At 63.7% G+C, this 23,015-nt stretch carries 20 protein-coding genes; 9 read left to right on the forward strand and 11 right to left on the reverse strand.

The features are described from left to right. Positions 1 to 78 precede the first annotated feature (78 nt). The 4 genes from mdtD to yccS all read left to right on the forward strand — a co-directional run bounded on the left by mdtD (position 79) and on the right by yccS (position 6,559). Entirely contained in the window at positions 79 to 1,506 is a 1,428-nt protein-coding gene (gene mdtD / locus E2H86_RS03485; protein WP_133324752.1) for a multidrug transporter subunit MdtD, read from the forward strand. A 112-nt stretch (positions 1,507 to 1,618) separates the two neighbouring features. Next, entirely contained in the window at positions 1,619 to 2,956 is a 1,338-nt protein-coding gene (gene dbpA, locus E2H86_RS03490; protein WP_230385190.1) for an ATP-dependent RNA helicase DbpA, read from the forward strand. A 153-nt stretch (positions 2,957 to 3,109) separates the two neighbouring features. Then, on the forward strand, positions 3,110 to 4,291 hold the full coding sequence (locus E2H86_RS03495; RefSeq protein ID WP_133324756.1) for an NAD(P)/FAD-dependent oxidoreductase: 1,182 nt from the start codon (positions 3,110 to 3,112) through the stop codon (positions 4,289 to 4,291). 84 nt (positions 4,292 to 4,375) lie between these two features. Beyond that, complete coding sequence (yccS, locus tag E2H86_RS03500; RefSeq protein WP_133324758.1) at positions 4,376 to 6,559, forward strand: YccS family putative transporter; 2,184 nt, start codon at positions 4,376 to 4,378, stop codon at positions 6,557 to 6,559. Between the two features lie 15 nt (positions 6,560 to 6,574). On the opposite strand, the gene E2H86_RS03505 is transcribed toward yccS, so the two are convergent. Further along, complete coding sequence (locus tag E2H86_RS03505) at positions 6,575 to 7,312, reverse strand: substrate-binding periplasmic protein (RefSeq protein ID WP_133324760.1); 738 nt, start codon at positions 7,310 to 7,312, stop codon at positions 6,575 to 6,577. Positions 7,313 to 7,533: 221 nt separating this feature from the next. On the opposite strand from E2H86_RS03505, the gene E2H86_RS03510 reads away from it, so the two are divergent. Beyond that, the gene (locus tag E2H86_RS03510; protein ID WP_133324762.1) at positions 7,534 to 7,986 is read left to right on the forward strand and encodes a GNAT family N-acetyltransferase; all 453 of its coding nucleotides are present in this window, start codon (positions 7,534 to 7,536) and stop codon (positions 7,984 to 7,986) included. Between the two features lie 4 nt (positions 7,987 to 7,990). Here the strand turns inward: E2H86_RS03510 and E2H86_RS03515 are convergent, their stop codons facing one another. The 9 genes from E2H86_RS03515 to tkt form a co-directional block, all read right to left on the reverse strand. Further along, positions 7,991 to 8,287: a winged helix-turn-helix domain-containing protein gene (locus tag E2H86_RS03515; RefSeq protein WP_010955532.1), complete on the reverse strand. Its 297-nt coding sequence runs from the start codon at positions 8,285 to 8,287 to the stop codon at positions 7,991 to 7,993. Between the two features lie 12 nt (positions 8,288 to 8,299). Next, positions 8,300 to 8,800 carry a M48 metallopeptidase family protein gene (locus E2H86_RS03520; RefSeq protein WP_133324764.1) on the reverse strand — a complete coding sequence of 167 codons (501 nt, stop codon included), beginning with the start codon at positions 8,798 to 8,800 and terminating at the stop codon, positions 8,300 to 8,302. A gap of 39 nt (positions 8,801 to 8,839) precedes the next feature. After that, a complete protein-coding gene (locus E2H86_RS03525) occupies positions 8,840 to 10,960 on the reverse strand; it encodes a putative bifunctional diguanylate cyclase/phosphodiesterase (RefSeq protein WP_133324766.1) in 2,121 nt (706 codons plus the stop codon). Positions 10,961 to 11,332: 372 nt separating this feature from the next. Continuing rightward, the gene (fba, locus tag E2H86_RS03530) at positions 11,333 to 12,397 is read right to left on the reverse strand and encodes a class II fructose-bisphosphate aldolase (protein ID WP_133324768.1); all 1,065 of its coding nucleotides are present in this window, start codon (positions 12,395 to 12,397) and stop codon (positions 11,333 to 11,335) included. Between the two features lie 100 nt (positions 12,398 to 12,497). Next, positions 12,498 to 12,827, reverse strand: coding sequence for an MliC family protein (locus E2H86_RS03535; RefSeq protein WP_133324770.1), 330 nt, complete (start codon positions 12,825 to 12,827; stop codon positions 12,498 to 12,500). 79 nt (positions 12,828 to 12,906) lie between these two features. Then, complete coding sequence (locus tag E2H86_RS03540) at positions 12,907 to 13,155, reverse strand: hypothetical protein (RefSeq protein WP_207955611.1); 249 nt, start codon at positions 13,153 to 13,155, stop codon at positions 12,907 to 12,909. Further along, the gene (locus tag E2H86_RS03545) at positions 13,155 to 14,318 is read right to left on the reverse strand and encodes a phosphoglycerate kinase (RefSeq protein WP_133324774.1); all 1,164 of its coding nucleotides are present in this window, start codon (positions 14,316 to 14,318) and stop codon (positions 13,155 to 13,157) included. The genes E2H86_RS03540 and E2H86_RS03545 overlap by 1 nt, the downstream gene beginning before the upstream one ends. Before the next feature lie 12 nt (positions 14,319 to 14,330). Continuing rightward, positions 14,331 to 15,392 (reverse strand): erythrose-4-phosphate dehydrogenase, encoded by a 1,062-nt coding sequence (gene epd / locus E2H86_RS03550; RefSeq protein ID WP_133324776.1) that lies wholly within the window; start codon positions 15,390 to 15,392, stop codon positions 14,331 to 14,333. 151 nt (positions 15,393 to 15,543) lie between these two features. After that, positions 15,544 to 17,541, reverse strand: coding sequence for a transketolase (tkt, locus tag E2H86_RS03555; RefSeq protein ID WP_133324778.1), 1,998 nt, complete (start codon positions 17,539 to 17,541; stop codon positions 15,544 to 15,546). 258 nt (positions 17,542 to 17,799) lie between these two features. Between tkt and E2H86_RS03560 the strand changes: the two genes are divergently transcribed. The 4 genes from E2H86_RS03560 (at position 17,800) to E2H86_RS03575 (ending at position 22,364) form a co-directional block, all read left to right on the forward strand. Then, positions 17,800 to 18,792 carry an ArsR/SmtB family transcription factor gene (locus tag E2H86_RS03560; protein ID WP_133324780.1) on the forward strand — a complete coding sequence of 331 codons (993 nt, stop codon included), beginning with the start codon at positions 17,800 to 17,802 and terminating at the stop codon, positions 18,790 to 18,792. A gap of 19 nt (positions 18,793 to 18,811) precedes the next feature. Further along, positions 18,812 to 20,002: a methionine adenosyltransferase gene (gene metK, locus E2H86_RS03565; protein ID WP_133324782.1), complete on the forward strand. Its 1,191-nt coding sequence runs from the start codon at positions 18,812 to 18,814 to the stop codon at positions 20,000 to 20,002. 144 nt (positions 20,003 to 20,146) lie between these two features. Beyond that, positions 20,147 to 21,877, forward strand: coding sequence for an NAD-dependent DNA ligase LigB (ligB, locus tag E2H86_RS03570; RefSeq protein ID WP_133324784.1), 1,731 nt, complete (start codon positions 20,147 to 20,149; stop codon positions 21,875 to 21,877). Between the two features lie 94 nt (positions 21,878 to 21,971). Further along, entirely contained in the window at positions 21,972 to 22,364 is a 393-nt protein-coding gene (locus E2H86_RS03575; protein ID WP_133324786.1) for a DUF1090 domain-containing protein, read from the forward strand. A 112-nt stretch (positions 22,365 to 22,476) separates the two neighbouring features. Here the strand turns inward: E2H86_RS03575 and E2H86_RS03580 are convergent, their stop codons facing one another. Beyond that, positions 22,477 to 22,923: a c-type cytochrome gene (locus tag E2H86_RS03580; protein WP_133324788.1), complete on the reverse strand. Its 447-nt coding sequence runs from the start codon at positions 22,921 to 22,923 to the stop codon at positions 22,477 to 22,479. Positions 22,924 to 23,015 lie beyond the last annotated feature (92 nt).

Below are 23,015 nucleotides of genomic sequence, written 5' to 3' on the forward strand. Positions count from 1 at the left end.
CGCTCCAGGATGATCACGCAATCCATGTAGGAGCGGGCTTGCCCCGCGAAAGGGCCGGCACTGACAAACGAGGACGTCATGCCCGAACGCACGCCGCTAGACCCTGTCACTGCCCGCTGGATCCCCTGGGTGGTGGCCATCGCCTTCTTCATGCAATCGCTGGACGGCACCATCCTCAACACCGCGCTGCCGGCCATGGCTCGCTCGCTGGCTGAAGACCCGCTGCGCATGCAGGGGGTGATCATCGCCTACATGCTCACCGTAGCGCTGCTCATCCCGGCCTCAGGCTGGATCGCCGACCGCTTCGGCACCAAGCGCATCTTCTTCAGCGCGATCTTGCTGTTCAGCTTCGGCTCGCTGCTGTGCGCCGCCGCCAACAGCCTGGGTTTTCTGATCTTCGCGCGGGTCGTGCAGGGTCTGGGCGGGGCGCTGATGCTTCCGGTCGGGCGCCTGGTGGTGTTGCGCGCCTACCCGCGCAGCGACCTGGTGCGGATCATGAGCTTCATCACCATCCCCGGCCTGCTCGGGCCACTGCTGGGCCCTACGGTGGGCGGCTGGCTGGTGGAGATTCTCAGCTGGCACTGGATCTTCCTGCTCAACCTGCCGGTCGGCGTCCTGGGCTGCTATGCCGTGTGGAAGTTCATCCCTGACCTGCGCGGCGCCGAACGTACCACCTTCGACGGCCCAGGGTTCCTGCTGTTCGGCGCGGCGATGGTGCTGATCACCATCGCCATGGAGGGCCTGGGCGAACTGCACCTGCCGCACCTGCGGGTGATGCTGCTGCTGTTCGCCGGCATGGCCTGCCTGGCGGCCTATTGGCTGCGCGCCGGGCGCGACCCCCAACCGCTGTTCTCGCCCAGCCTGTTCCGCGTACGGACCTTCGCCATCGGCATCCTCGGCAACCTGTTCGCCCGTCTGGGCAGCGGCGCCCTGCCCTTCCTGGTGCCGCTGCTGCTGCAGGTGGCGCTGGGCTACTCGCCGGCCCAGGCTGGCATGAGCATGATCCCGCTGGCGGCGGCGGCGATGGTCGCCAAGTCCATAGCCCGGCCACTGATCGAGCGCTTCGGCTACCGCATCATCCTCACCGCCAATACCTTGCTGCTCGGTATGCTCCTGGCCAGCCTCGGGCTGGTGGACGAGCAAACGCCCTATGCCGTGCTGCTCATCCATCTCGGCCTGCTCGGCGCGGTCAACTCGATGCAGTTCACGGCCATGAACACGGTGACCCTGATCGACCTCGACGATGCACACGCCAGCAGCGGAAACAGCCTGCTGTCGGTGGTCGCGCAGCTGTCGCTGAGCCTCGGTGTGGCGTGCGCCGGTGCACTGCTCGGAGGGTTCACCGCAGCCGGCAGCGCCGAAGGTGTGGATAGCACGCTGGGGGCCTTCCAACTGACCTTCGTGACCATCGGCGTCATGGCCACGCTGGCAGCGGCGATCTTCCTGCAGTTGTCGCCGACGGACGGAAGGCGTGCCCGTCGTCCGGAAGCGCACATGGAATCGTAGGGCGAATGGCCATGAGGCTGGTAGACTGTGCGACATTTTTCGCTTCGCACCGCAGGCCCGCCTCGTGACCACCGACTCCACCGCCTTCGCCTCCCTGCCGCTGTCCGCCGCCATGCTGGCCAACCTGGACGCCCTCGGCTATGCCTCGATGACACCGATTCAGGCGCAAAGCCTGCCGGTCATTCTCAAGGGCCAGGACCTGATCGCCCAGGCCAAGACCGGCAGCGGCAAGACCGCGGCATTCGGCATCGGTCTGCTCAATCCGATCAACCCACGCTACTTCGGTTGCCAGGCCCTGGTGCTGTGCCCTACTCGCGAGCTGGCCGACCAGGTCGCCAAGGAGCTGCGCCGCCTGGCCCGCGCCGAAGACAACATCAAGATCCTGACCCTGTGCGGCGGTGTCTCGCTCGGCCCCCAGATCGCCTCTCTGGAGCACGGTGCGCACATCATCGTCGGCACGCCAGGGCGTATCCAGCAACACCTGGACAAGGGCACCCTGGTGCTCGATGGACTCAACACCCTGGTGCTCGATGAAGCCGATCGCATGCTCGACATGGGCTTCTTCGATGCCATCGCCAGCATCATCGGCAAGACCCCGTCGCGCCGCCAGACCCTGCTGTTCTCCGCCACCTATCCGGCCGGTATCGAGCAACTGGCCGCCGATTTCATGCGCAAGCCGCAGCAGGTCAAGGTCGAGAGCCTGCACGCCGACAACCAGATCGAACAGCGCTTCATCGAGATCGACCCGCAGCAGCGCCTCGAGGCTGTCACCCGGGTGCTCGGCCACTACCGCCCGCAATCGTGCGTGGCGTTCTGCTTCACCAAGCAGCAGTGCGAAGATGTTGTCGCTCACCTGACGGCCAAAGGCATCGTCGCCCAGGCCCTGCATGGCGACCTGGAACAACGTGATCGCGACCAGGTGCTGACCATGTTCGCCAATCGCAGCAGCTCGGTGCTGGTGGCCACCGACGTGGCCGCCCGTGGCCTGGACATCGACGGTCTGGACATGGTCATCAACGTCGAGTTGGCCCGCGATGCCGAAATTCATGTGCACCGTGTCGGCCGTACCGGCCGTGCCGGCGAGAAAGGCATCGCCATCAGCCTGGTGGCCCCGGCCGAAGGGCACCGCGCCCAGGCCATCGAAGACCTGCAGAAGAGTCCGCTGCGCTGGGACCCGCTTGAGAGCCTGAAGAACAAGGGTGGTGAGCCGTTGCTGCCGGTCATGAGCACCCTGTGCATCGCTGCCGGGCGCAAGGACAAGCTGCGCCCAGGCGACATCCTCGGTGCGTTGACCGGCGACGCCGGTATCCCCGGCAAGCAGGTCGGCAAGATCGCCATCTTCGACTTCCAGGCCTTTGTCGCCGTCGAGCGCGCGCTGGCCAAACAGGCCATGCAGCGACTCAACAGCGGCAAGATCAAGGGTCGATCGCTGAAGGTTCGTATCGTCTGATCATTCTTTGCGGCCGCTGCACGGGCCATTCGCGGGACAAGCCCGCTCCCACAGGTACTCCCCCGTCTGAAGGATCATTGAGATCCTGTGGGAGCGGGCTTGCCCCGCGAATGGGCGGCACAGCAGCCCCAGAAACATTCAAGAGGTAACACCGTGCACACCACCGACGTGATCATCATCGGCGCTGGCGCCGCGGGCCTGATGTGCGCTCAGCTAAGCGCCCGCCGTGGCCGCCGGGTACTGCTGCTCGACCACGCCAACAAGCCTGGCAAGAAAATCCTCATGTCCGGCGGCGGGCGCTGCAACTTCACCAATCTGTACACCGAGCCCGGCAACTTCCTCTCGCACAACGCGCACTTCTGCAAGTCGGCCCTGGCCCGCTACACCCAGTGGGACTTCATCGAGCTGGTAGCCAAGCACGGGGTGCCGTATCACGAGAAGAAGCTCGGCCAGCTGTTCTGCGACAACAAGGCCAGCGACATCCTCGACATGCTGCTGAGCGAATGCGACGAGGCCGGTGCGCAGTTGCGCATGCACACCAGCATCGAGCACATCGAAAAAACCGAAGCCGGTTACCTGCTACAGACCAGCGTCGGCCCGTTCGCCTGCCAGTCACTGGTGATCGCCACCGGCGGTCTGTCGATTCCGACCCTCGGCGCCACCGGTTTCGGTTATCAAGTGGCGCGCCAGTTCGGCCATACACTGCTGCCGACCCGCGCAGGACTGGTGCCGTTCACCATCACCGAGCCGCAACTCAAGGCAATGTGCACAGAGCTTTCCGGCACCTCGCTAGACTGCATCGCCAGCTGCAATGGCACCAGTTTCCGGGAAAACCTGCTGTTCACCCACCGCGGCCTCAGCGGTCCGGCGATCCTGCAGATCTCGTCGTTCTGGGAAGCAGGCGACACGCTGGAGCTCAACCTGCTGCCTGACCACGACGCCCTGCAATGGCTGCAACAACAGCAGGCCGAACGAGGCAACAGCGAGCTGAAGACGGTGCTCGGCGAGGTGTTCACCCGCAAGTTGGCCAACCTGCTGGCCGAACAGTGGTTCGACTCGCGGCCGATGAAGCAGTACACCCCGGCAGAGCTGACGCAGATCGCCGATAAACTGGCCGCGTGGCAACTGGTGCCGGCCGGCACCGAAGGCTACCGCACCGCCGAAGTGACCCTCGGCGGCGTCGATACCCGCGAGGTGTCGTCCAAGACCATGGAGTCGCTGAAGAGCCCGGGCCTGTACTTCATCGGCGAAGTGCTCGACGTCACCGGCCACCTGGGCGGTTTCAATTTCCAGTGGGCCTGGGCCTCTGCCAACGCCGCCGCGCAGTTCGTGTAGAGTAGAGTCCATCGAGCAGCACGGAACGCTTCTTGCTGGTCCGTGCGCTCATGCATTCAATCGATCACTGCCCAGCAGGCCATCATGTCATCGAGCTCGTTCCGTCAGTCACTGCGTCGCCTGTGGGGCCAAGACAAGTTCAGCTACAGCATCCGGGTAACGGTTGCGCTTACCGGCAGCATGGCGCTGTGCTGGTACCAGGACGAGATGGGGCTGCTGATTCCCTTGTTCCTGGGCATCATCGCCAGCGCCCTGGCCGAAACCGACGACAGCTGGCAAGGGCGTCTCAGCGCCCTGGCCGTGACTCTGGTGTGCTTCGCCATCGCCGCCCTGGCGGTGGAGTTGTTGTTCCCCTACCCCTGGATCTTCGTCATCGCCCTGGCCCTGGCCGCATTCGGCCTGACCATGCTCGGCGCGCTCGGCGAACGCTATGGGGCGATCGCTTCGGCCACACTGATCACCTCGGTATACACCATGATCGGCGTGGACCAGCGGGGCGGCCAGGTCAGCGATTTCTGGCACGAGCCGATGCTGCTGGTGGCCGGCGCGGCCTGGTACGGCCTGCTGTCGGTAGTGTGGCAACTGTTGTTTTCCAATCAACCGGTGCAGCAGAGCCTGGCCAAGCTATTCCAGGAGCTGGGCCTGTACCTCAAGCTCAAGGCCAATCTGTTCGAACCGATCCGCAACCTTGACCTCGAGGCTCGGCGCCTGGAGTTGGCACAGCAGAACGGCAAGGTGGTGGCGGCGCTCAACGCCGCCAAGGAAATCATTCTGCACCGCGTCGGCAACAGCCAGCCCAACTCCAAGGTCAGCCGCTACCTGAAACTGTACTTTCTGGCCCAGGACATCCATGAGCGGGTCAGCGCCTCGCACTATCCCTACAACGCCCTGGCGGAGGCGTTCTTCCACAGCGACGTGATGTTCCGCTGCCAGCGCCTGCTGCGCCAGCAGGGCTCGGCTTGCCAGGAGCTGGGGCGGTCGATCCGCCTGCGTCAGCCGTTCGTCCTCGACTCCCGCTTCGCCGATGCCCTGGAAGACCTCAACGCCTCACTCGAACACCTACGCCAACAGAACAATCCCGCCTGGCGGGGTTTGTTGCGCTCGCTGCGCGCACTGGCAGCCAACCTGGCCACCCTCGACCGCCTGCTCAGTGCCGCCAGCAACCCCGACAGCCTCGCCGACGCCAGCGACAGCAGCCTGCTGGACCGTTCGCCGCGCACCCTCAAGGACGTCTGGACGCGTCTACGCACCCAGCTCACTCCCACTTCGCTATTGTTCAGGCATGCCTTGCGCCTGCCATTGGCGCTGTCGATCGGCTATGGCATGGTGCATCTGATCCACCCGACCCAGGGCTACTGGATCATCCTCACCACGCTGTTCGTCTGCCAACCCAACTACGGCGCCACCCGGCGCAAGCTGGTGCAGCGGGTGTTCGGCACGGCCATCGGCCTGACCGTGGGCTGGGCGCTGTTCGACCTGTTCCCCAATCCGATCATCCAGTCGCTGTTCGCCGTGGTCGCAGGGGTGGTGTTCTTCGTCAACCGTACCACCCGCTATACCCTGGCTACCGCCGCGATCACGCTGATGGTGCTGTTCTGCTTCAACCAGATCGGCGATGGCTACGGCCTGTTCCTGCCGCGGCTGTTCGATACCTTGGTCGGCAGTCTGATCGCCATCCTGGCGGTGTTCCTGTTCCTGCCCGACTGGCAGGGACGGCGCCTGAACAAGGCGCTGGCCAACACCCTCGCCTGCGCCAGCGTGTACCTGCGCCAGATCATGCAGCAGTACGCCCATGGCAAACGCGACGACCTGGCCTACCGCCTGGCCCGACGCAACGCCCACAACGCCGACGCGGCGCTGTCCACCACGTTGGCCAACATGCTCATGGAGCCTGGGCACTTCCGCAAGGAAGCCGACGTCGGTTTCCGCTTCCTGGTGCTGTCGCATACCTTGCTCAGCTATCTTTCCGGCCTTGGCGCCCACCGCGATACGGCGCTACCGGCCGAGGTCCAGGAACAGTTGATCGATGGCGCGGCGCAGAGCCTGGCCAACAGTCTCGATGAGATCGCCAATGGCCTGGCGGCGCGCTTGCCGGTAGCGATCCACAGCGATGCAGAAGAAGCCTTGGCCAATCAGCTGGAGCAGATGCCCGATGAGCTGGATGAGCATCAACGCCTGGTGCAGACCCAGCTGGCATTGATCTGTCGACAATTGGCGCCGCTGCGCACCATGGCTGCGCACCTGATCAAGGAAAGTGCGCCGACTTGAAAAAGCGGACATCAATCAGAAGCCGTACTGGCGCGACAACCGCGCGTAGCTGCCATCGGCCTTCATTGCAGCGATGGCCCGCTCGAAGCGCTCGATGATCTCCTCGTGCCCCGGGTGCTTCAGGCTCACCAGGATATGCAGGGTATTCTCCGCCAGCGGCGGCTCCACCAACTCGACCGCATCGCGCACCCAGGCCGGCTCGCGCTGCAAATGGAAACGGGCAACCTGCTCATCCTCCACCGCCAGATCGACACGCCCAGCCGCCAGCATGCGCACGGCGGACGAGAATGAGCGCACCTCGACCTTGCGTAACCGGGCATCACCGTCGAATTGTGTCGTGTAGGCGTAGTCACGAACCACGGCGATGCTGTGCGGATACAGGTCGGCCGGGCGTCGATATAGGAAGCTGTCACCCTTGCGCTTGAGCAGACGGACCCGGTTGCTCAGGTACGCCTTGGAGAAGTGCCCGATACGGGTACGCGAATCGTTGTACCAAGCATTGACCAGTACATCGTAACGGCCTTCGCCGATGCCCATCAGCGCCCGCGCCCAAGGCACTTCCTCGGTGACGCAGGTATACCCCGCGCGGGTCAGCGCCGTGCTGACGATGCGGGTGGCCAAACCACCACCTGGCATACTGGCATCGGTGAACGGCGGCCAGTTATCTGCCACCAGCCGCAGCGTGTCGCTGGCCGGAGCCGGAGGCGACAGCATTATGCTCAACAGGCCCAATACACAAAGCAGTGACTTCATGTTCAAGTCCTTTTGCAACAGGGGAGATGCTGTGGAGGGAAACGCCAGACCACGAGGTTACACAAAGCCATCCCGTTGGGCAGCGGCCATTAATGTCAATTAGCCTCTATTTTGGCCGACTCGTTGTCCGGCCCTGGATCGACATGGCTTGAAGCACCGATCGGCTCGTCGTCGCCGCCTCGATTTGCGATGATCGCTCGTCTTTCCGAGGAGTTACTTCAATGTCCACTGAATGGATCTGCAAGCATCACACCGACCTGAGCAAGGAACAGCTCTATGCCATTCTGCAATTGCGCACCGAAGTCTTCGTGGTCGAACAACACTGCGCCTACCAGGAAGTCGACGGCCAGGACCTGACCGGCGATACCCTGCACCTGATGGGTTGGCAGGATGACCAACTGGTGGCCTACCTGCGCCTGCTCGACCCGCAGTCCCAGGGTGGCGATGTGGTCATTGGCCGGGTGGTGACATCACCGCGGGCACGAGGCGAAAAGCTCGGTCATCCGCTGTTGCTCAAGGGCCTGGAAGCCGCCGGGCACTGCTGGCCCGGCACGCCGGTCTATCTCTCGGCCCAGGCCCACCTGAAGGGCTTCTATGCCCAACATGGATTCGAAGTGGCTGGCGAGGAATACCTCGAGGACGGCATCCCCCACATCGGCATGCGCAAAGGCTAAGCGTTCAGGGGTAGCCCAGCACCTCGCGGATCTGCCGCAGGTGCCGGATGATCCATTGCTTGTCGATCGCCCCCCAATCATGGATGCGGTAGTGCCCGGCGTGATTGCGCGCGCCCTCCTGCTGCTCGAACTCGCAGACGATGTCCAGGTCTGCCAGCGCGACGATGGTGTCTTGCGCCGTGCGCCGCGGCATGCCGGTGGCCTCCATCAGCGCCGGCACACTGGTCGCAGTCTGACTATCGATGAGCCAGGCCACGTAAAGGCGCCGATAGAAACTGCTCTTGGTCTTGCTCACTTCCATGCTGCGTGGTCCTCAAGCGTGGCCCGGCAGTTCCCGATAGGTCAGGTAGATGCGCAGGTCGAATTCCAGTTGGTGGTAGTCCGGCTCCATGTGCTGGCAAAGCTGGTAGAACGCCTTGTTGTGATCGCGCTCGCGCAGGTGGGCCAGTTCATGCACGACGATCATGCGCAGAAACTGTGGCGCGGCCTCCTTGAACAGCGAGGCGATACGGATTTCCTTCTTGGCTTTGAGCTTGCCGCCCTGCACACGCGACACCGCGGTATTCAACCCCAGGGCCCGGTGGGTGAGGTCCAGACGATTGTCGAACAGCACCTTGTCGAGGTTCGGCGCGCTGCGCAGGTACTGCTGGCGCAGGCCCTGGGCATACTCGTACAACGCCCGGTCGCTCTGCACGTCGTGACGCTCGAAATAGCGCCGCTGCAGGTACTCGCCCAGTCGATCGTTGTCGATCATCTGGCGGACCTGCTCCTGAAGGTGCGGCGGGTAGGCTTGCAAATAGCGTAAGACGGTCATGGCCCGACGTTCTTGGATAACAGACGCGAGTTTATCCAACTAGCAGGCTGGCCAGGGGAAAATCGGCGCAAAGTTGCCGGCATCCACGGCGGTCAACGGGTGGGCAACGAGGAAGCCCTGCACGTAGGCACAGCCATTGGCCTTGAGCCAGGCGGCCTGGGCCGGTGTCTCCACGCCTTCGGCGATCACCGTGATGCGGTACTCGTCACACAGGCCGATGACGCTGCGCGCCAGTGCAGTGTCCAACTCCGAATCCGGCAGCCGGGCCACCAGATGGCGGTCGAGCTTGAGGGTGTCGATGGGCAGGTCGCGGATCATACGCAGCGAACAGTCGCCAGCGCCGAAATCGTCCAGCGCGACCCGCACCCCCAGGTCGCGCAGGCGATGCACCTGCTTCACCGCAGCATCGATGTTGTACATCAACGAGGTCTCGGCAATCTCGACTTCCAGCTGCGACGGCACCAAGTCACATGTCTCGATGACCTGACGCAGCTCCTCCACCAGGTTGGGCATGGTGAACTGTGCTCTGCTCAAACTGATGCCCAGCACCAGATCCGCTGGAAAGCGCTCGCACCAGGCCTGTCGCTGCGCAGCCCCCTGGCGGTAGATCCAGCTGGCCAGGCGGCTGATCAGCCGCGCTTCCTCCAGCAAGGGGATGAACAGCCCCGGCGGCACATCGCCGACACTCGGATGCTGCCAACGCAACAAGGCTTCGAAGCCGCGCAGGCGACCATCGGCAAAGCCCACCTGGGGCTGATAGACCAGGCTGAAGTCGTGCTGCTCGATGGCGCTGCGCACGCTGGTCTCGAGCATCAGCCGCGAACGCGCGCGGCCGTTGAGTTCCTGGTCATAGAAGCGATACTGCTGGCGCCCGGCCTGCTTGGCCGCGTACATGGCGGCGTCGGCCGCACGCAACAAGCCCTCGACCGTGGCACCGCAGTCCGGATAAGTGGCGATGCCGATACTGACACCAAGGCTGAGCTCCAGCCCATTGACCTGCTGGCACACCGACATGCGCTCGAGCAGTTTTTCGGCGTATCGACCGGCCAGCTCGGGGTACGGCAGGCCATCGAACAGTGCGGTGAATTCGTCACCGCCCATTCGCGCCAGCAGAGCCTCGCTGCCCAGGCAGTCCTTGAACTGCTCGGCAACCCAGCGCAACACGTGATCGCCGGTCTCATGGCCAAGCGAATCGTTGATCCGCTTGAAACCGTCCAGGTCCATGTACATCAACGCCTGCGCTTTTTCCGAACGCTCGTTGCGCAGCAACACGCCCTCGGCCGCTTGGTAGAAGCCTCTTCGATTGAGCAGACCGGTCAGCGGATCGGTCACCGCCTGATACTCCAGTTGCTGGTGCAGGTTGCGTACCGCCGACATGTCGAGCACGGTCACCACCATCGCTCGCTGCTCGGCCGGCAACGGTGCGCACGACAACGCTACTGGCGCCAGTTGCCCGCTCCGGGTGCGCAACTGGGCATCATGCACCCGGAAGATCTGCTGAGCCTGGAAGGCCCTGAAGAAGTCCGATTCGCTCCAGGCAGTCCCTTCCGGTACCGGCAACAGGCTCAGCAGGTGGCTGCCCCGGAGCTGCTCCACGGACGTGTCCAGCAGCCTGCAGATCGCGGGATTGGCAAAGCCGATGGTGCCTTGCACATCGACGACCAGGATGCCCTCGGCAGCGTTGTCCAGAATCGAGGCATTGAAGACGTGCGCTGCCTCCAGCTCGCGGGTGAGCCGCTGCAGCATGCGTCTGTTGCGCTGCTGATCCAGCAGGGCCTGCACCTTCGGTTTGAGGATTTGCGGGTCGAAGGGTTTGAATACGTAATCCACCGCGCCATTGGCGTAACCCTTGCGCACGGCGGCCTCGGACTGCTCGTTGGCGGTGAGGAAGATGATTGGGGTGAGCTGGGTGCGCTGGCTGCCGCGCATCAACCGGGCGACTTCGAAGCCGTCCATTTCCGGCATCTGTACATCCAGCAATACCAGATCGACCTCATATTCGAGCAATGCGCTCAGGGCTTCCATACCTGAGCTGGCGGTTACCACCTGCCAATCCTGACGGGCGAGCAAAGCCTGCATGCTGATGAGGTTCTCGGGGTAATCGTCTACCACCAGAAGGACCGAACGGTTTTCCGGGGGGTGAGGGTTAGCGCCATCCATGCTGCGTCTCTTGTTAGATCGACTTCGACTTGCAATTGGATCCGATTGTTTACTTTAGCGGTGGCCAGAAAACTCGCAACGCGACAAAATGGCAATCCGCCATCAATTATGAAACTAGCCGACTAACGGTCAGCTTGCCAACTTCATGTTGGTGCAATCCATTTGCGCGGAAGAAACCTATTTAATGCCTGCCATAAGGTATTTGGCGCCTGTGAGATCGAGCGCCGCCTCAACCCCCAAGACAAGCACCTGGTGGCTCTCACCAATCTGCCGCTAAGCCAATCGCCGCCACTCTTTCCCAACATTCCGTGAAGAGCCCAAAAAAAACCCGCATCGCTGCGGGTTTTTCGGGGTCTGAGCGGCGAGAGCCGATCAGTTGACCTTGGCGGCCAGTTCACCTTTGGCGTAACGCTGGAACATGCCTTCCAGGGAGATCGGCTTGATCTTCGAGGCATTGCCGGCGGTGCCGAAGGCTTCGTAACGGGCGATGCACACGTCACGCATGGCCTTCACGGTTTCGGCGAAGAACTTACGTGGGTCGAACTCGCTCGGATGCTGGGCCATGTAACGGCGAATGGCACCGGTCGAGGCCAGGCGCAGGTCGGTATCGATGTTGACCTTGCGTACGCCGTACTTGATGCCTTCGACGATTTCTTCGACCGGTACGCCGTAGGTTTCCTTGATCTGGCCACCGTACTCGTTGATGATCGCCAGCCAGTCCTGCGGTACCGAGGACGAACCATGCATCACCAGGTGCGTGTTGGGGATGCGCTTGTGGATTTCCTTGATGCGGTCGATCGCCAGGATGTCACCGGTGGGTGGCTTGGTGAACTTGTAGGCACCGTGGCTGGTGCCGATGGCGATGGCCAGGGCGTCGACCTGAGTCTTCTTGACGAAGTCGGCGGCCTCTTCCGGATCGGTCAGCATCTGGCTGTGGTCCAGGGTGCCTTCGGCGCCGATACCGTCCTCTTCGCCAGCCTGGCCGGTTTCCAGGCTACCCAGGCAGCCCAGCTCGCCCTCTACCGACACGCCACAGGCGTGGGCGAACGCCACGGTCTGCTGAGTCACACGGACGTTGTAGTCGTAGTCGGACGGGGTCTTGCCGTCTTCCTTCAGCGAACCGTCCATCATCACCGAGCTGAAGCCCAGCTGGATGGAGCGCTGGCACACGTCAGGGCTGGTGCCGTGGTCCTGGTGCATGCACACCGGGATGTGCGGGAATTCCTCGATGGCCGCCAGGATCAGGTGGCGCAGGAACGGGGCACCGGCGTATTTGCGCGCACCGGCCGACGCCTGGACGATGACCGGGGAGTCGGTCTTGTCGGCGGCTTCCATGATGGCGCGCATTTGCTCGAGGTTGTTGACGTTGAAAGCTGGAACGCCGTAACCGAACTCGGCGGCGTGGTCCAGCATCTGGCGCATGCTAATGAGTGCCATTGTGTATCTCTCTCCCGACAAGCGTCGTTTGTTTCGTGCAAGCCTGCCGCAGGGGCGGTTGCTGTTCAAGTAGTGTGGGCCATCGATACGGCCCGGCCAGTCACGGTGCCTTGCAGCCCCGCCCAATCAGATCGTTGGTCGCCACCCAGTAGACCAGGCCTTCCTCACCCTTGGTGTGGAACGCCAGCACGCCATCGCTGTACAGCGCGCCCGAAGCGCCCGGCTCGGACTTGAGCCGATAGACCTGGTCGCCGCCGCCGAGGCGCACGTCGACCGCGTCGCGTTGCGCGTCGGCGAAGCGCCAAAGCACTTCAGCCTGGGTGTCGCAGACCCAGCGGGTCCAATCGTCAGCCGGTGCTTCTGGCGCCGGCTGCAGCAGCGAGCATCCTGCCAATGTCGCCAGGGCCATCGAGGCCAGTAGCGCTTTCATCACATTACTCCGCTGGGGGCTGCGGTGCGGCCCCTGTGTTCAAGACCACCAAATGCCGATTAGGTTGCCCGGTTACCGATCAAGGGCAACCCGGGGCCTGGCGCTGGTGTTCTTCATCGTACTTTTCCAGGCCCTCCGGGCCCACGCGCTTGTTGATCACCGGCACGGTCTCGGCCTGCCACTGCGACTGGTAGCAACCGCCCTTGGGCGGATGTGCCGGGTCTTCCGCGGGCGGGCTGCCGGAGCAAGCGCCCAGCAGACCGGCGGTGATCATCAAAGGCAACAGTTTGACCATCAGGTCGCTCCCTTTGCCAGGCGCTGCCATTATCAGGCCTTGGCCCGTTCTTCCAGGATTGCCACGGCAGGCAGAACCTTGCCCTCGACGAACTCGAGGAACGCACCGCCACCGGTAGAAATGTAGGAGATATCCGCGCCCACGCCATACTTGTCGATAGCGGCCAGGGTATCGCCACCCCCGGCGATGGAGAACGCAGCGCTTTCGGCAATGGCCTTGGCCAGCACCCGGGTGCCGTTGCCGAACTGGTCGAACTCGAACACGCCGACCGGGCCGTTCCACAGAATGGTCTTGGACGACTTCAGCAGCTCGGCGAAGTTGGCGGCGGTCTGTGGGCCGATGTCGAGGATCATGTCGTCGGCGGCAACGTCGGCGATGGCCTTGACGGTAGCCTCGGCGCTCTCGGCGAATTCCTTGGCGACTACCACATCGACCGGCAGCGGCACGCTGACCTTGGCGGCGATGGCCTTGGCCGTGTCGACCAGGTCGGCTTCGTACAGCGACTTGCCGACCGGGTGACCGGCGGCGGCGAGGAAGGTGTTGGCGATGCCGCCACCGACGATCAGCTGGTCACAGACCGAGCTCAGGCTGTTCAGCACGTCCAATTTGGTCGACACCTTGGAACCGGCGACGATGGCCGCCATCGGCTTGGCCGGCGCCTTCAGTGCCTTGCCCAGTGCGTCCAGCTCGGCCGCCAGCAGCGGACCGGCAGCAGCGACCTTGGCGAACTTGGCCACGCCGTGGGTCGAACCTTCGGCGCGGTGCGCGGTGCCGAAGGCGTCCATGACGAATACGTCGCACAAGGCGGCGTACTTCTGTGCCAGCTCGTCGGCGTTCTTCTTCTCGCCCTTGTTGAAGCGCACGTTCTCGAACAGCACCAGGTCACCGGCCTTGACCTCGACGCCTTCGAGGTAATCGGCAACCAGCGGTACTTCACGGCCCAAGGCCTTGGTCAGGTACTCGGCCACTGGCTTGAGGCTGTTCTCGGCCGAGAACTCGCCTTCGGTCGGGCGCCCCAGGTGCGAGCAGACCATGACCGCCGCGCCCTTCTCCAGGGCCAGCTTGATGGTCGGCAGCGCGGCCTGGATACGCGCGTCGCTGGCGACCACGCCGTCCTTCACAGGTACGTTGAGGTCTTCGCGGATCAGTACGCGCTTACCTTGCAGGTCGAGGTCGGTCATCTTCAACACGGTCATGAATGCAGTCCTTCAGGGCTGTTTGGTGCGGGTTGGGTTGACGACGTGCAGGTAGTGCTGTGCAACGTCGAGCATACGGTTGGCGAACCCCCATTCGTTGTCGAACCAAGCCAGCAGGTTCACCAGGCGTGGGCCGGAGACGCGGGTCTGGCTGGCATCGACGATCGCCGAATGCGGGTCGTGGTTGAAATCACAGCTGGCATGCGGCAGCTCGGTGTAGGCCAGCAGACCTTGCAGCGGGCCATGCAGCGCAGCCTCGCGCAGTACCTGGTTCACTTCGGCGGCGCTGGTGTCACGCGCAGTCTGCAGGGTGATATCCAGGCACGAGACGTTGACGGTCGGTACGCGTACCGCTTTGGCCTGGATTCGCCCGGCAAGTTCCGGAAGCAGGCGCTCGATGCCGCGCGCAAGCCCCGTCGAGACCGGAATCACCGACTGGAAGGCAGAGCGCGTGCGGCGCAGGTCTTCGTGGTGATAGGCGTCGATCACCGGCTGGTCGTTCATCGCCGAGTGGATGGTGGTGATCTGCACGTACTCGATGCCGAACGCCTGATCCAGCACCCGCAGCAACGGCACGCCGCAGTTGGTGGTACAGGAGGCGTTGGAGACCAGACGCTCGCTACCGTTCAGGCAATCCTGGTTGATCCCGTAGACCACCGTGGCATCGACATCGGCCTCGCTGGCCATGGGCTGGGAGAACAGGACGCGCGGTGCACCGGCCTCCAGGAAACGCTGACCATCGGCGCGGGTGTGGTAGGCGCCGGAGCACTCCAGCACCAGGTCGATGTCCAGGCCCGCCCAGTCGACGCCCTCTGGCGTGGCGCTGCGCAACACTTTCACGCAGTCGCCATTGATATGCAGACAATCGCCATCGACCTTCACCTCACCGGGGAAACGCCCATGGGTGGAGTCGAAGCGAGTCAGGTATTCGATGCTGGCCTGATCGGCCAGGTCATTCAGTGCGACGATCTCGAATCCGGCCTTCGCCCCTCGCTCGAACAGTGCGCGCAGGACACAACGACCGATGCGGCCGTAACCGTTGAGTGCAACTTTATAGGGACGCGGGTGGGGCATTCGTTGGCTCGCGGAACAGATCGTTGTGGGTTGTCTGCAGCATTTGTGGTGTCGCATTCGCGGGCAAGCCCGCTCCCACAGAGGTTGCAAGAAACCCTGTGGGAGCGGGCTTGCCCGCGAACAGCAGCGACACCGCTCGCAGATCTTTACATCAGTCTTCCAGCAGCTCTTCGGCGGTGCCCAGGATGTTCTCCAGGGTGAAGCCGAATTCCTCGAACAGCGCGGCAGCCGGGGCCGACTCGCCATAAGTGGTCATACCGATGATACGACCTTCGAGGCCGACGTACTTGTACCAGAAGTCGGCATGCGCTGCTTCGATGGCGATGCGCGCACCGACTTCCACGGGCAGTACCGACTGCTTGTAGGCCGCATCCTGGGCGTCGAATACGCTGGTGCACGGCATCGACACCACACGTACCTTGCGACCCTGCTCGGTCAGCTTGGCCTGGGCCTGGACGGCCAGCCCCACTTCCGAACCGGTGGCGATCAGGATCAGCTCAGGCTCGCCCGCGCAATCCTTGAGCACGTATCCACCGCGGCTGATATCGGCGATCTGCTGGGCATCGCGTGGTTGATGTTGCAGGTTCTGGCGCGAGAAGATCAGCGCCGATGGGCCGTCCTTGCGCTCCAGGGCGTGTTTCCAGGACACGGCCGACTCGACCGCGTCGGCTGGACGCCAGGTGTCCAGATTCGGGGTGCTGCGCAGGCTGGTCAGCTGCTCGATCGGCTGGTGGGTCGGGCCATCTTCGCCCAGACCGATGGAGTCGTGGGTGTAGACGTGGATGACGCGCTGCTTCATCAGTGCCGACATACGCACGGCATTGCGGGCGTATTCCATGAACATCAGGAAGGTCGCGCCGTAAGGCACCAGACCGCCGTGCAGGGCAACGCCGTTCATGATCGCGGTCATGCCGAATTCACGCACGCCATAGAACACGTAGTTGCCGCTGGCGTCATTGGCTTCGACGCCCTTGCAACCTTTCCACAGGGTCAGGTTGGAGCCGGCCAGGTCGGCGGAGCCGCCGAGGAACTCGGGCAGCAGCGGGCCGAATGCATTCAGGGTGTTCTGGCTGGCCTTGCGGCTGGCGATGGTCTCGCCCTTGGCAGCGACTTCATTGATATAGGCCTGGGCCTTTTCGCTGAAGTCGGCCGGCAGCTCGCCGCTGTCACGGCGCTTGAACTCCGCCGCCAGTTCCGGGTAGGCCTTGGCATAGGCTTCGAAGCGCTGGTTCCACTCGGCTTCGGCCTTGGCACCGGCGGCCTTGGCGTCCCACTCGGCGTAGATTTCTGCCGGAACTTCGAACGGGCCGTAGTTCCAGTTCAGTTCCTTGCGGGCCAGGGCGATTTCGTCGTTGCCCAGTGGCGCGCCGTGGCAGTCTTCCTTGCCCTGCTTGTTCGGCGAGCCGAAACCGATGATGGTCTTGCAGCAGATCAGGGTCGGACGGTCGCTCTTGCGCGCCGTCTCGATGGCCATCTTGATCTCGTCGGCATCGTGACCGTTGACGTTGCGGATCACCTGCCAGTTGTACGCTTCGAAGCGCGCCGGCGTGTTGTCGGTGAACCAGCCGTGCACTTCACCGTCGATGGAAATGCCGTTGTCGTCGTAGAAGGCGATCAGCTTGTTCAGCCCCAGGGTGCCAGCCAACGACGCGACTTCGTGGGAGATGCCTTCCATCATGCAGCCGTCGCCAAGGAACACGTAGGTGTGGTGGTCGACGATGGTGTGGCCTTCACGGTTGAACTGAGCCGCCAGGACCTTTTCCGCCAGGGCGAAGCCCACGGCGTTGGCGATGCCCTGGCCAAGCGGGCCGGTGGTGGTCTCGACACCTGGGGTATAGCCGTATTCCGGGTGACCTGGGGTGCGGCTGTGCAACTGGCGGAAGCTCTTCAGATCGTCGATCGACAGGTCGTAGCCGGTCAGGTGCAGCAGCGAATAGATCAGCATCGAGCCGTGGCCGTTGGACAGCACGAAACGGTCACGGTCGGCGAAATCCGGGTTGCTCGGGTTGTGCTTCAGATAGTCGCGCCAAAGCACTTCGGCGATATCCGCCATGCCCATGGGGGCACCTGGATGGCCGCTGTTGGCCTTTTGCACGGCATCCATGCTGAGGGCACGAATGGCGTTGGCACGCTCACGACGGCTGGGCATCGCTAATCTCCTGGGGCTTGAATGAGGTAGTGAAACGAAAAAAGGTCGCCATTTTCGCCCACAGCGGGCCTGGGGGCAATGACGGATGGTCGCGGTTGGGCGATTTTCCTGTGATTTCAGCGGAATCTGTAAGAAAAGTCTCTGGCGATACGTATTGACAGCCAATGAAGCCTTCTTCGATGCCACCCATCGCGCAATATCAAAACTTTTTGATATTGGCCTTGCAGCGCCCACCCGGCCTGACTAGACTGCCGCCTCATGAACCTTCGTGCGCATCCTGCCCCCCAGCAAAGCGACGCACTGGCCGCCTTGTGCAAGGCCAGTGGCGACGAGTTGCGCCTGAACGTCCTGCGCGCGCTGGCCAGCGATTCGTTCGGCGTGCTGGAGCTGGCGCAGATCTTCGGCGTCGGCCAGTCTGGCATGAGCCACCACCTGAAAGTGCTGGCCCAGGCCGAGTTGGTGGCCACCCGCCGCGAGGGCAATGCCATCTTCTACCGCCGTGCGCTGCCCGATAGCCTGCGCCTGGGCGGCCGCCTGCATGCGGCGCTGCTCGAAGAGGTCGACGAGCTGGTCCTGCCCGAAGACGTCCAGGCCCGGATCGCCCAGGTGCAGCAGCGCCGCGCGGCCACCAGCCAGGACTTCTTCCTGCGCGTCGAGGAGAAATTCCGCGCCCAGCAGGACCTGATCGCCGGGCTGCCGCAGTACCGCGAGAGCCTCTTGGCGCTGCTCGACAACCTGAGCTTCGCACCGACCGCCAGCGCCTTGGAGGTCGGCCCGGGTGACGGCGGTTTCCTGCCGGACCTGGCCCGCCGCTTCGCCCAGGTGACCGCGCTAGACAACAGTCCGACCATGCTCGAGCTGGCACGCCAGGTGTGCGAGCGCGAGAACCTGGCAAACGTAAACCTGCAGTTGGCCGATGCACTGGGTGCAACGGATGTGCAAGCCGACTGCGTTGTGCTGAACATGGTGCTGCACCATTTCAGCGACCCGGCCCTGGCCCTGCGCCTGCTGGCCAAACGGGTGGCGGCGGGCGGCAGCCTGCTGATCACCGAGCTGTGCAGCCATGACCAGAGCTGGGCGCGGGATGCCTGCGGCGATCTCTGGCTGGGCTTCGAGCAGGACGAACTGGCCCGCTGGGCCAACGCAGCGGGGCTAGCCCCCGGGGACAGCCTCTATGTGGGCTTGCGTAACGGTTTCCAGATCCAGGTCCGCCATTTTCAGCGGACGGCTGGCGACACTCACCACCGGTAAATTTTAGGAACCCGTCGAGATGAGCGAATACTCCCTTTTCACCTCCGAGTCCGTGTCCGAAGGGCATCCGGACAAGATCGCCGACCAGATTTCCGACGCGGTCCTGGACGCTATCATCACCCAGGACAAATATGCCCGCGTTGCCTGTGAAACCCTGGTCAAGACCGGTGTCGCCATCATCGCCGGCGAAGTCACCACTTCGGCCTGGGTCGACCTGGAAGAGCTGGTCCGCAAGGTGATCATCGACATCGGCTACAACAGCTCCGACGTCGGCTTCGACGGTGCCACCTGCGCCGTGATGAACATCATCGGCAAGCAGTCGGTGGACATCGCCCAGGGCGTCGACCGCTCCAAGCCGGAAGACCAGGGTGCAGGCGACCAGGGCCTGATGTTCGGCTACGCCAGCAACGAAACCGACGTGCTGATGCCCGCGCCCATCTGCTTCTCGCACCGTCTGGTCGAGCGCCAGGCCGAAGCCCGCAAATCCAAGCTGCTGCCCTGGCTGCGCCCGGATGCCAAGTCGCAGGTCACCTGCCGCTACGAGAACGGCAAGGTGATCGGCATCGACGCGGTGGTCCTGTCGACCCAGCACAACCCCGAGGTCTCGCAGAAAGACCTGCAGGAAGCGGTCATGGAACTGATCGTCAAGCACACTCTGCCAGCCGAACTGCTGCACAAGGACACCCAGTACCACATCAACCCGACCGGTAACTTCATCATCGGCGGCCCGGTGGGCGACTGTGGCCTGACCGGTCGCAAGATCATCGTCGACTCCTACGGCGGCATGGCCCGCCACGGCGGTGGCGCGTTCTCCGGCAAGGACCCGTCCAAGGTCGATCGCTCCGCTGCCTATGCTGGCCGCTATGTCGCCAAGAACATCGTCGCCGCCGGCCTGGCCGAGCGTTGCGAGATCCAGGTGTCCTACGCCATCGGCGTGGCCCAGCCGACCTCCATTTCGATCAACACCTTCGGCACCGGCAAGGTCTCCGACGACAAGATCGTGCAACTGGTCCGCGAGTGCTTCGACCTGCGCCCATACGCCATCACCAACATGCTCGACCTGCTCCACCCGATGTACCAGGAGACGGCCGCCTACGGCCACTTCGGCCGCACCCCACAGCAGAAGACCGTGGGCGACGACACCTTCACCACCTTCACCTGGGAGCGCACCGACCGTGCCCAGGCGCTGCGTGATGCAGCCGGCCTGTAAGTTTCCTACAGCCGCCTGAGAAAGCCCCTGCCAAGCAATTGGCAGGGGCTTTTTTCATGACATATCGGCTGACAAAGCTGCCGACCTTGTCCCCGGGCGACCGCCTAGTCTGACGGTTCCACCCGCCATGCAAGGACGCAGGCAATGCCACTGTCGCTTCTGTTGTGCCTTCTGCTGATGCTGCCGCTGCTCAGCGCCCATGCCACACAATGCCCCGAGCACACCCCCGAACAGGCCGAAGCCGAGGCCGGACGGCTGCGCGAGACCCTGGGCTACTGGGACGACCAATACCATCGCCTGGGGCTATCCAAGGTGCCCGACGACATCTACGACCAGAGCCAGAGCCGCCTGCGGCAACTGCAACGCTGCTTCAGCCTCGCTGGCGCACGGCCGCCTCTGGCCAGCGCCGGCGGCCCGATCAGCCATCCGGTCGTACACACCGGGGTCGACAAGCTGGCCGACAGCCAGGCCGTGGAGCGCTGGATGGCCGGCAAGAAAGGCGTCTGGATTCAGCCCAAGGTCGATGGCGTCGCTGTCACCCTGATCTATCGCAAGGGTAGGCTGGAAAGCCTGCTCAGCCGCGGCGATGGAGTTCACGGCCATGACTGGAGCCGCCATATCGGCGACCTCGGCACCCTGCCCCGGCAATTGCCGCAGGCGTTGGACCTCGTGCTGCAAGGCGAGCTCTATCTGCGCCTGCAGGCGCATGTCCAGGCCCAGGCCGGCAGTGCCAACGCCCGCGGCAGCGTGGCAGGGTTACTGGCCCGCAAGCGCTTGGGGCACGAGCAAGGTACGCGCATCGGCCTGTTCGTCTGGGATTGGCCACACGGGCCGGACAACCAGGCCGAGCGCCTGGCACAACTGGCCACCCTGGGGTTTGCCGACAGCCTGCGTTACAGCAGGGCCATCAGCACCCCACAAGAGGCCGCTGAGTGGCGCCAGCACTGGTACCGGTCAGCGCTGCCTTTCGCCACCGACGGGGTGATTCTGCGCCAGGACAGCCGGCCTCCCGCACAGCGCTGGCAGGCCCGCGCCCCATCCTGGATCGCAGCCTGGAAGTACCCATTCGCCCAGGCCCTGGCCGAAGTCGGTGACGTCGACTTTCGCATCGGTCGCACCGGGCAGATCACCCCTGTTTTGAAGCTCAAGCCCGTGATGCTGGATGACCGCCGCATCAGCCAGGTCAGCTTGGGTTCGCTGGCCCGCTGGCAGGCGCTCGACATCCGCCCCGGCGATCAGGTCGCCGTCAGCTTGGCCGGATTGACCATCCCCCGTTTCGAGCAGGTGGTGCACCGCGCCAGCGAGCGCCAGCCAGTCGCATCGCCCGACCCCATGCAGCATGGCGCTCTTACCTGCTGGCAAACCAGCGAGCGCTGCGAAGCCCAGTTCATAGCCCGTTTGACCTGGCTCAGTGGTAAGCAGGGGCTGGCATTGCCCGGCTTGGGCCAGGGCACCTGGCGGCACCTGGTACAAGCAGGGCAAGTGACGGACATGACCGACTGGCTGACGCTCGACAGCCTGCACCTGGCAACGCTGGCGGGTTTCGACAGCGCCCGCGCAGCCAAGCTGCAGGCACTGGCCGAGCTCGCCCGCGCGCGTCCATTCGAGCAGTGGCTGCGCGGCCTCGGTGTCCCCCTGCCGCGAAACAGTGTGCTGCAGGGCGATTGGCAGCAGCTCGCCCAACGCAGCGTACAGGACTGGCAAACCTTGCCAGGCATCGGTCAGTCCCGTGCGGCCCGGCTGGCGGCATTTTTCGCCGAACCGTCGGTGCAAGCCATCGCGCTTGCGCTAGGTGAACAGGGTGTCGACGGATTCCAACAGAAGCAGCTCTTGACCAAGCCATCAGTTCCTACAAGAGAGCTAGGAAAATTCTGAATCTGCATTGCAATTGCCCACCAAGGGTTCCTAAATCAGCAAAACCCAGGCAGGATTTCCCCACTTTTTTGCACCGCCCCGTCAAGGAGGCCCTATGAAACGTATTTCCACTTTCGTCCTGCTGACTGCCCTCGGGCTCGCCGCTGGCCTGGCTCAAGCCGCCCAGCCCGACCCCGGCCTGACCGGTTGCGCCGCCAAGCGCAGCGCTATCGAGAACCAGCTGAAAGAGGCCCGCGCCGCTGACAACGACGCCCAGGTCGACGGCCTCGAAAAGGCTCTGGACGGCGTCAAGCACTGCACCGACAGCAGCCTGCGCAAAGAACGCGAGCAGAAGGTTCTAGAAGCGCGCCACGAGGTGGCCGAGCGTGAATACGATCTGAAGAAGGCTGAAAAGAAAGGCGACGCCGAGAAGATCAACAAGCGCAAGGACAAGCTTGCCGAGGCCCGTAAAGAGCTGCAGGAAGCGGTCGACGATCTGGACCGCTGAAGCAGGCTCCAGCCATCAGGCTCTCATCGCCGGCAAGCTGGCCCCCAACGACTGCGGCGTGCTCGAAGTCTACGCAGTTCTGGGGGCAGGCTGCCGGCGATCGTGCAACTGCTCAATGATTACGAAACTCACGATGACAGGCCTTGCAAGCCGCCTCGACCTTGTCCATCGGCGCTTTCATCTCGGACGCCAGCAGCGGCTGCTCACGCGTCACCTCGACCAACTCGCCGGTTACGCTTTCCAGTTGCCGGGCGAGTTCCTGAAACCGTGCCTGCTTTTCCCACACCTCGGCACGAGCACTGCTTTCACCGGTATCCTTCACCTGCGGAAAATGCTGCCAGGGCTCATGGGCCAGACCATCGAGCTTCAGCGCGCCTTCGGCGAACTTCACCCCATCGAATGGCAGGCGACCGCGTAACATGCCGCCCATGTCCTCGCTGGTATGGAGCATGGCCTTGAAGATCGCCTTGCGCTTGCCCAGGGGCGAGTTCGGGTCGACACCGCCACAGGCAGCCAGGCTCAGCGCGGCGAGCAGTATCACGGTCAATCGCTTGAACATCACGGTCATCCAGGCCTGGGCAAAGGGCGGCCAGTATCGCTGGCAAGCAGCCAAAGGCCAATAGCCATACGAATAACAGGGGCGAATCTTCA

It is taken from the genome of Pseudomonas putida (genome assembly GCF_004357765.1).
Lineage (GTDB): Bacteria > Pseudomonadota > Gammaproteobacteria > Pseudomonadales > Pseudomonadaceae > Aquipseudomonas > Aquipseudomonas putida_U.

Bases quoted from the DNA above. Each gene is read 5' to 3' on its own strand.
- mdtD (WP_133324752.1), top strand. From the start codon at position 79: ATGCCCGAACGCACGCCGCTAGACCCTGTCACTGCCCGCTGGATCCCC.
- dbpA (WP_230385190.1), top strand. From the start codon at position 1,619: ATGCTGGCCAACCTGGACGCCCTCGGCTATGCCTCGATGACACCGATT.
- yccS (WP_133324758.1), top strand. From the start codon at position 4,376: ATGTCATCGAGCTCGTTCCGTCAGTCACTGCGTCGCCTGTGGGGCCAA.
- E2H86_RS03505 (WP_133324760.1), bottom strand. From the start codon at position 7,312: ATGAAGTCACTGCTTTGTGTATTGGGCCTGTTGAGCATAATGCTGTCG.
- E2H86_RS03510 (WP_133324762.1), top strand. From the start codon at position 7,534: ATGTCCACTGAATGGATCTGCAAGCATCACACCGACCTGAGCAAGGAA.
- E2H86_RS03515 (WP_010955532.1), bottom strand. From the start codon at position 8,287: ATGGAAGTGAGCAAGACCAAGAGCAGTTTCTATCGGCGCCTTTACGTG.
- E2H86_RS03520 (WP_133324764.1), bottom strand. From the start codon at position 8,800: ATGACCGTCTTACGCTATTTGCAAGCCTACCCGCCGCACCTTCAGGAG.
- E2H86_RS03525 (WP_133324766.1), bottom strand. From the start codon at position 10,960: ATGGATGGCGCTAACCCTCACCCCCCGGAAAACCGTTCGGTCCTTCTG.
- fba (WP_133324768.1), bottom strand. From the start codon at position 12,397: ATGGCACTCATTAGCATGCGCCAGATGCTGGACCACGCCGCCGAGTTC.
- E2H86_RS03535 (WP_133324770.1), bottom strand. From the start codon at position 12,827: ATGAAAGCGCTACTGGCCTCGATGGCCCTGGCGACATTGGCAGGATGC.
- E2H86_RS03545 (WP_133324774.1), bottom strand. From the start codon at position 14,318: ATGACCGTGTTGAAGATGACCGACCTCGACCTGCAAGGTAAGCGCGTA.
- epd (WP_133324776.1), bottom strand. From the start codon at position 15,392: ATGCCCCACCCGCGTCCCTATAAAGTTGCACTCAACGGTTACGGCCGC.
- tkt (WP_133324778.1), bottom strand. From the start codon at position 17,541: ATGCCCAGCCGTCGTGAGCGTGCCAACGCCATTCGTGCCCTCAGCATG.
- E2H86_RS03560 (WP_133324780.1), top strand. From the start codon at position 17,800: ATGAACCTTCGTGCGCATCCTGCCCCCCAGCAAAGCGACGCACTGGCC.
- metK (WP_133324782.1), top strand. From the start codon at position 18,812: ATGAGCGAATACTCCCTTTTCACCTCCGAGTCCGTGTCCGAAGGGCAT.
- ligB (WP_133324784.1), top strand. From the start codon at position 20,147: ATGCCACTGTCGCTTCTGTTGTGCCTTCTGCTGATGCTGCCGCTGCTC.
- E2H86_RS03575 (WP_133324786.1), top strand. From the start codon at position 21,972: ATGAAACGTATTTCCACTTTCGTCCTGCTGACTGCCCTCGGGCTCGCC.
- E2H86_RS03580 (WP_133324788.1), bottom strand. From the start codon at position 22,923: ATGTTCAAGCGATTGACCGTGATACTGCTCGCCGCGCTGAGCCTGGCT.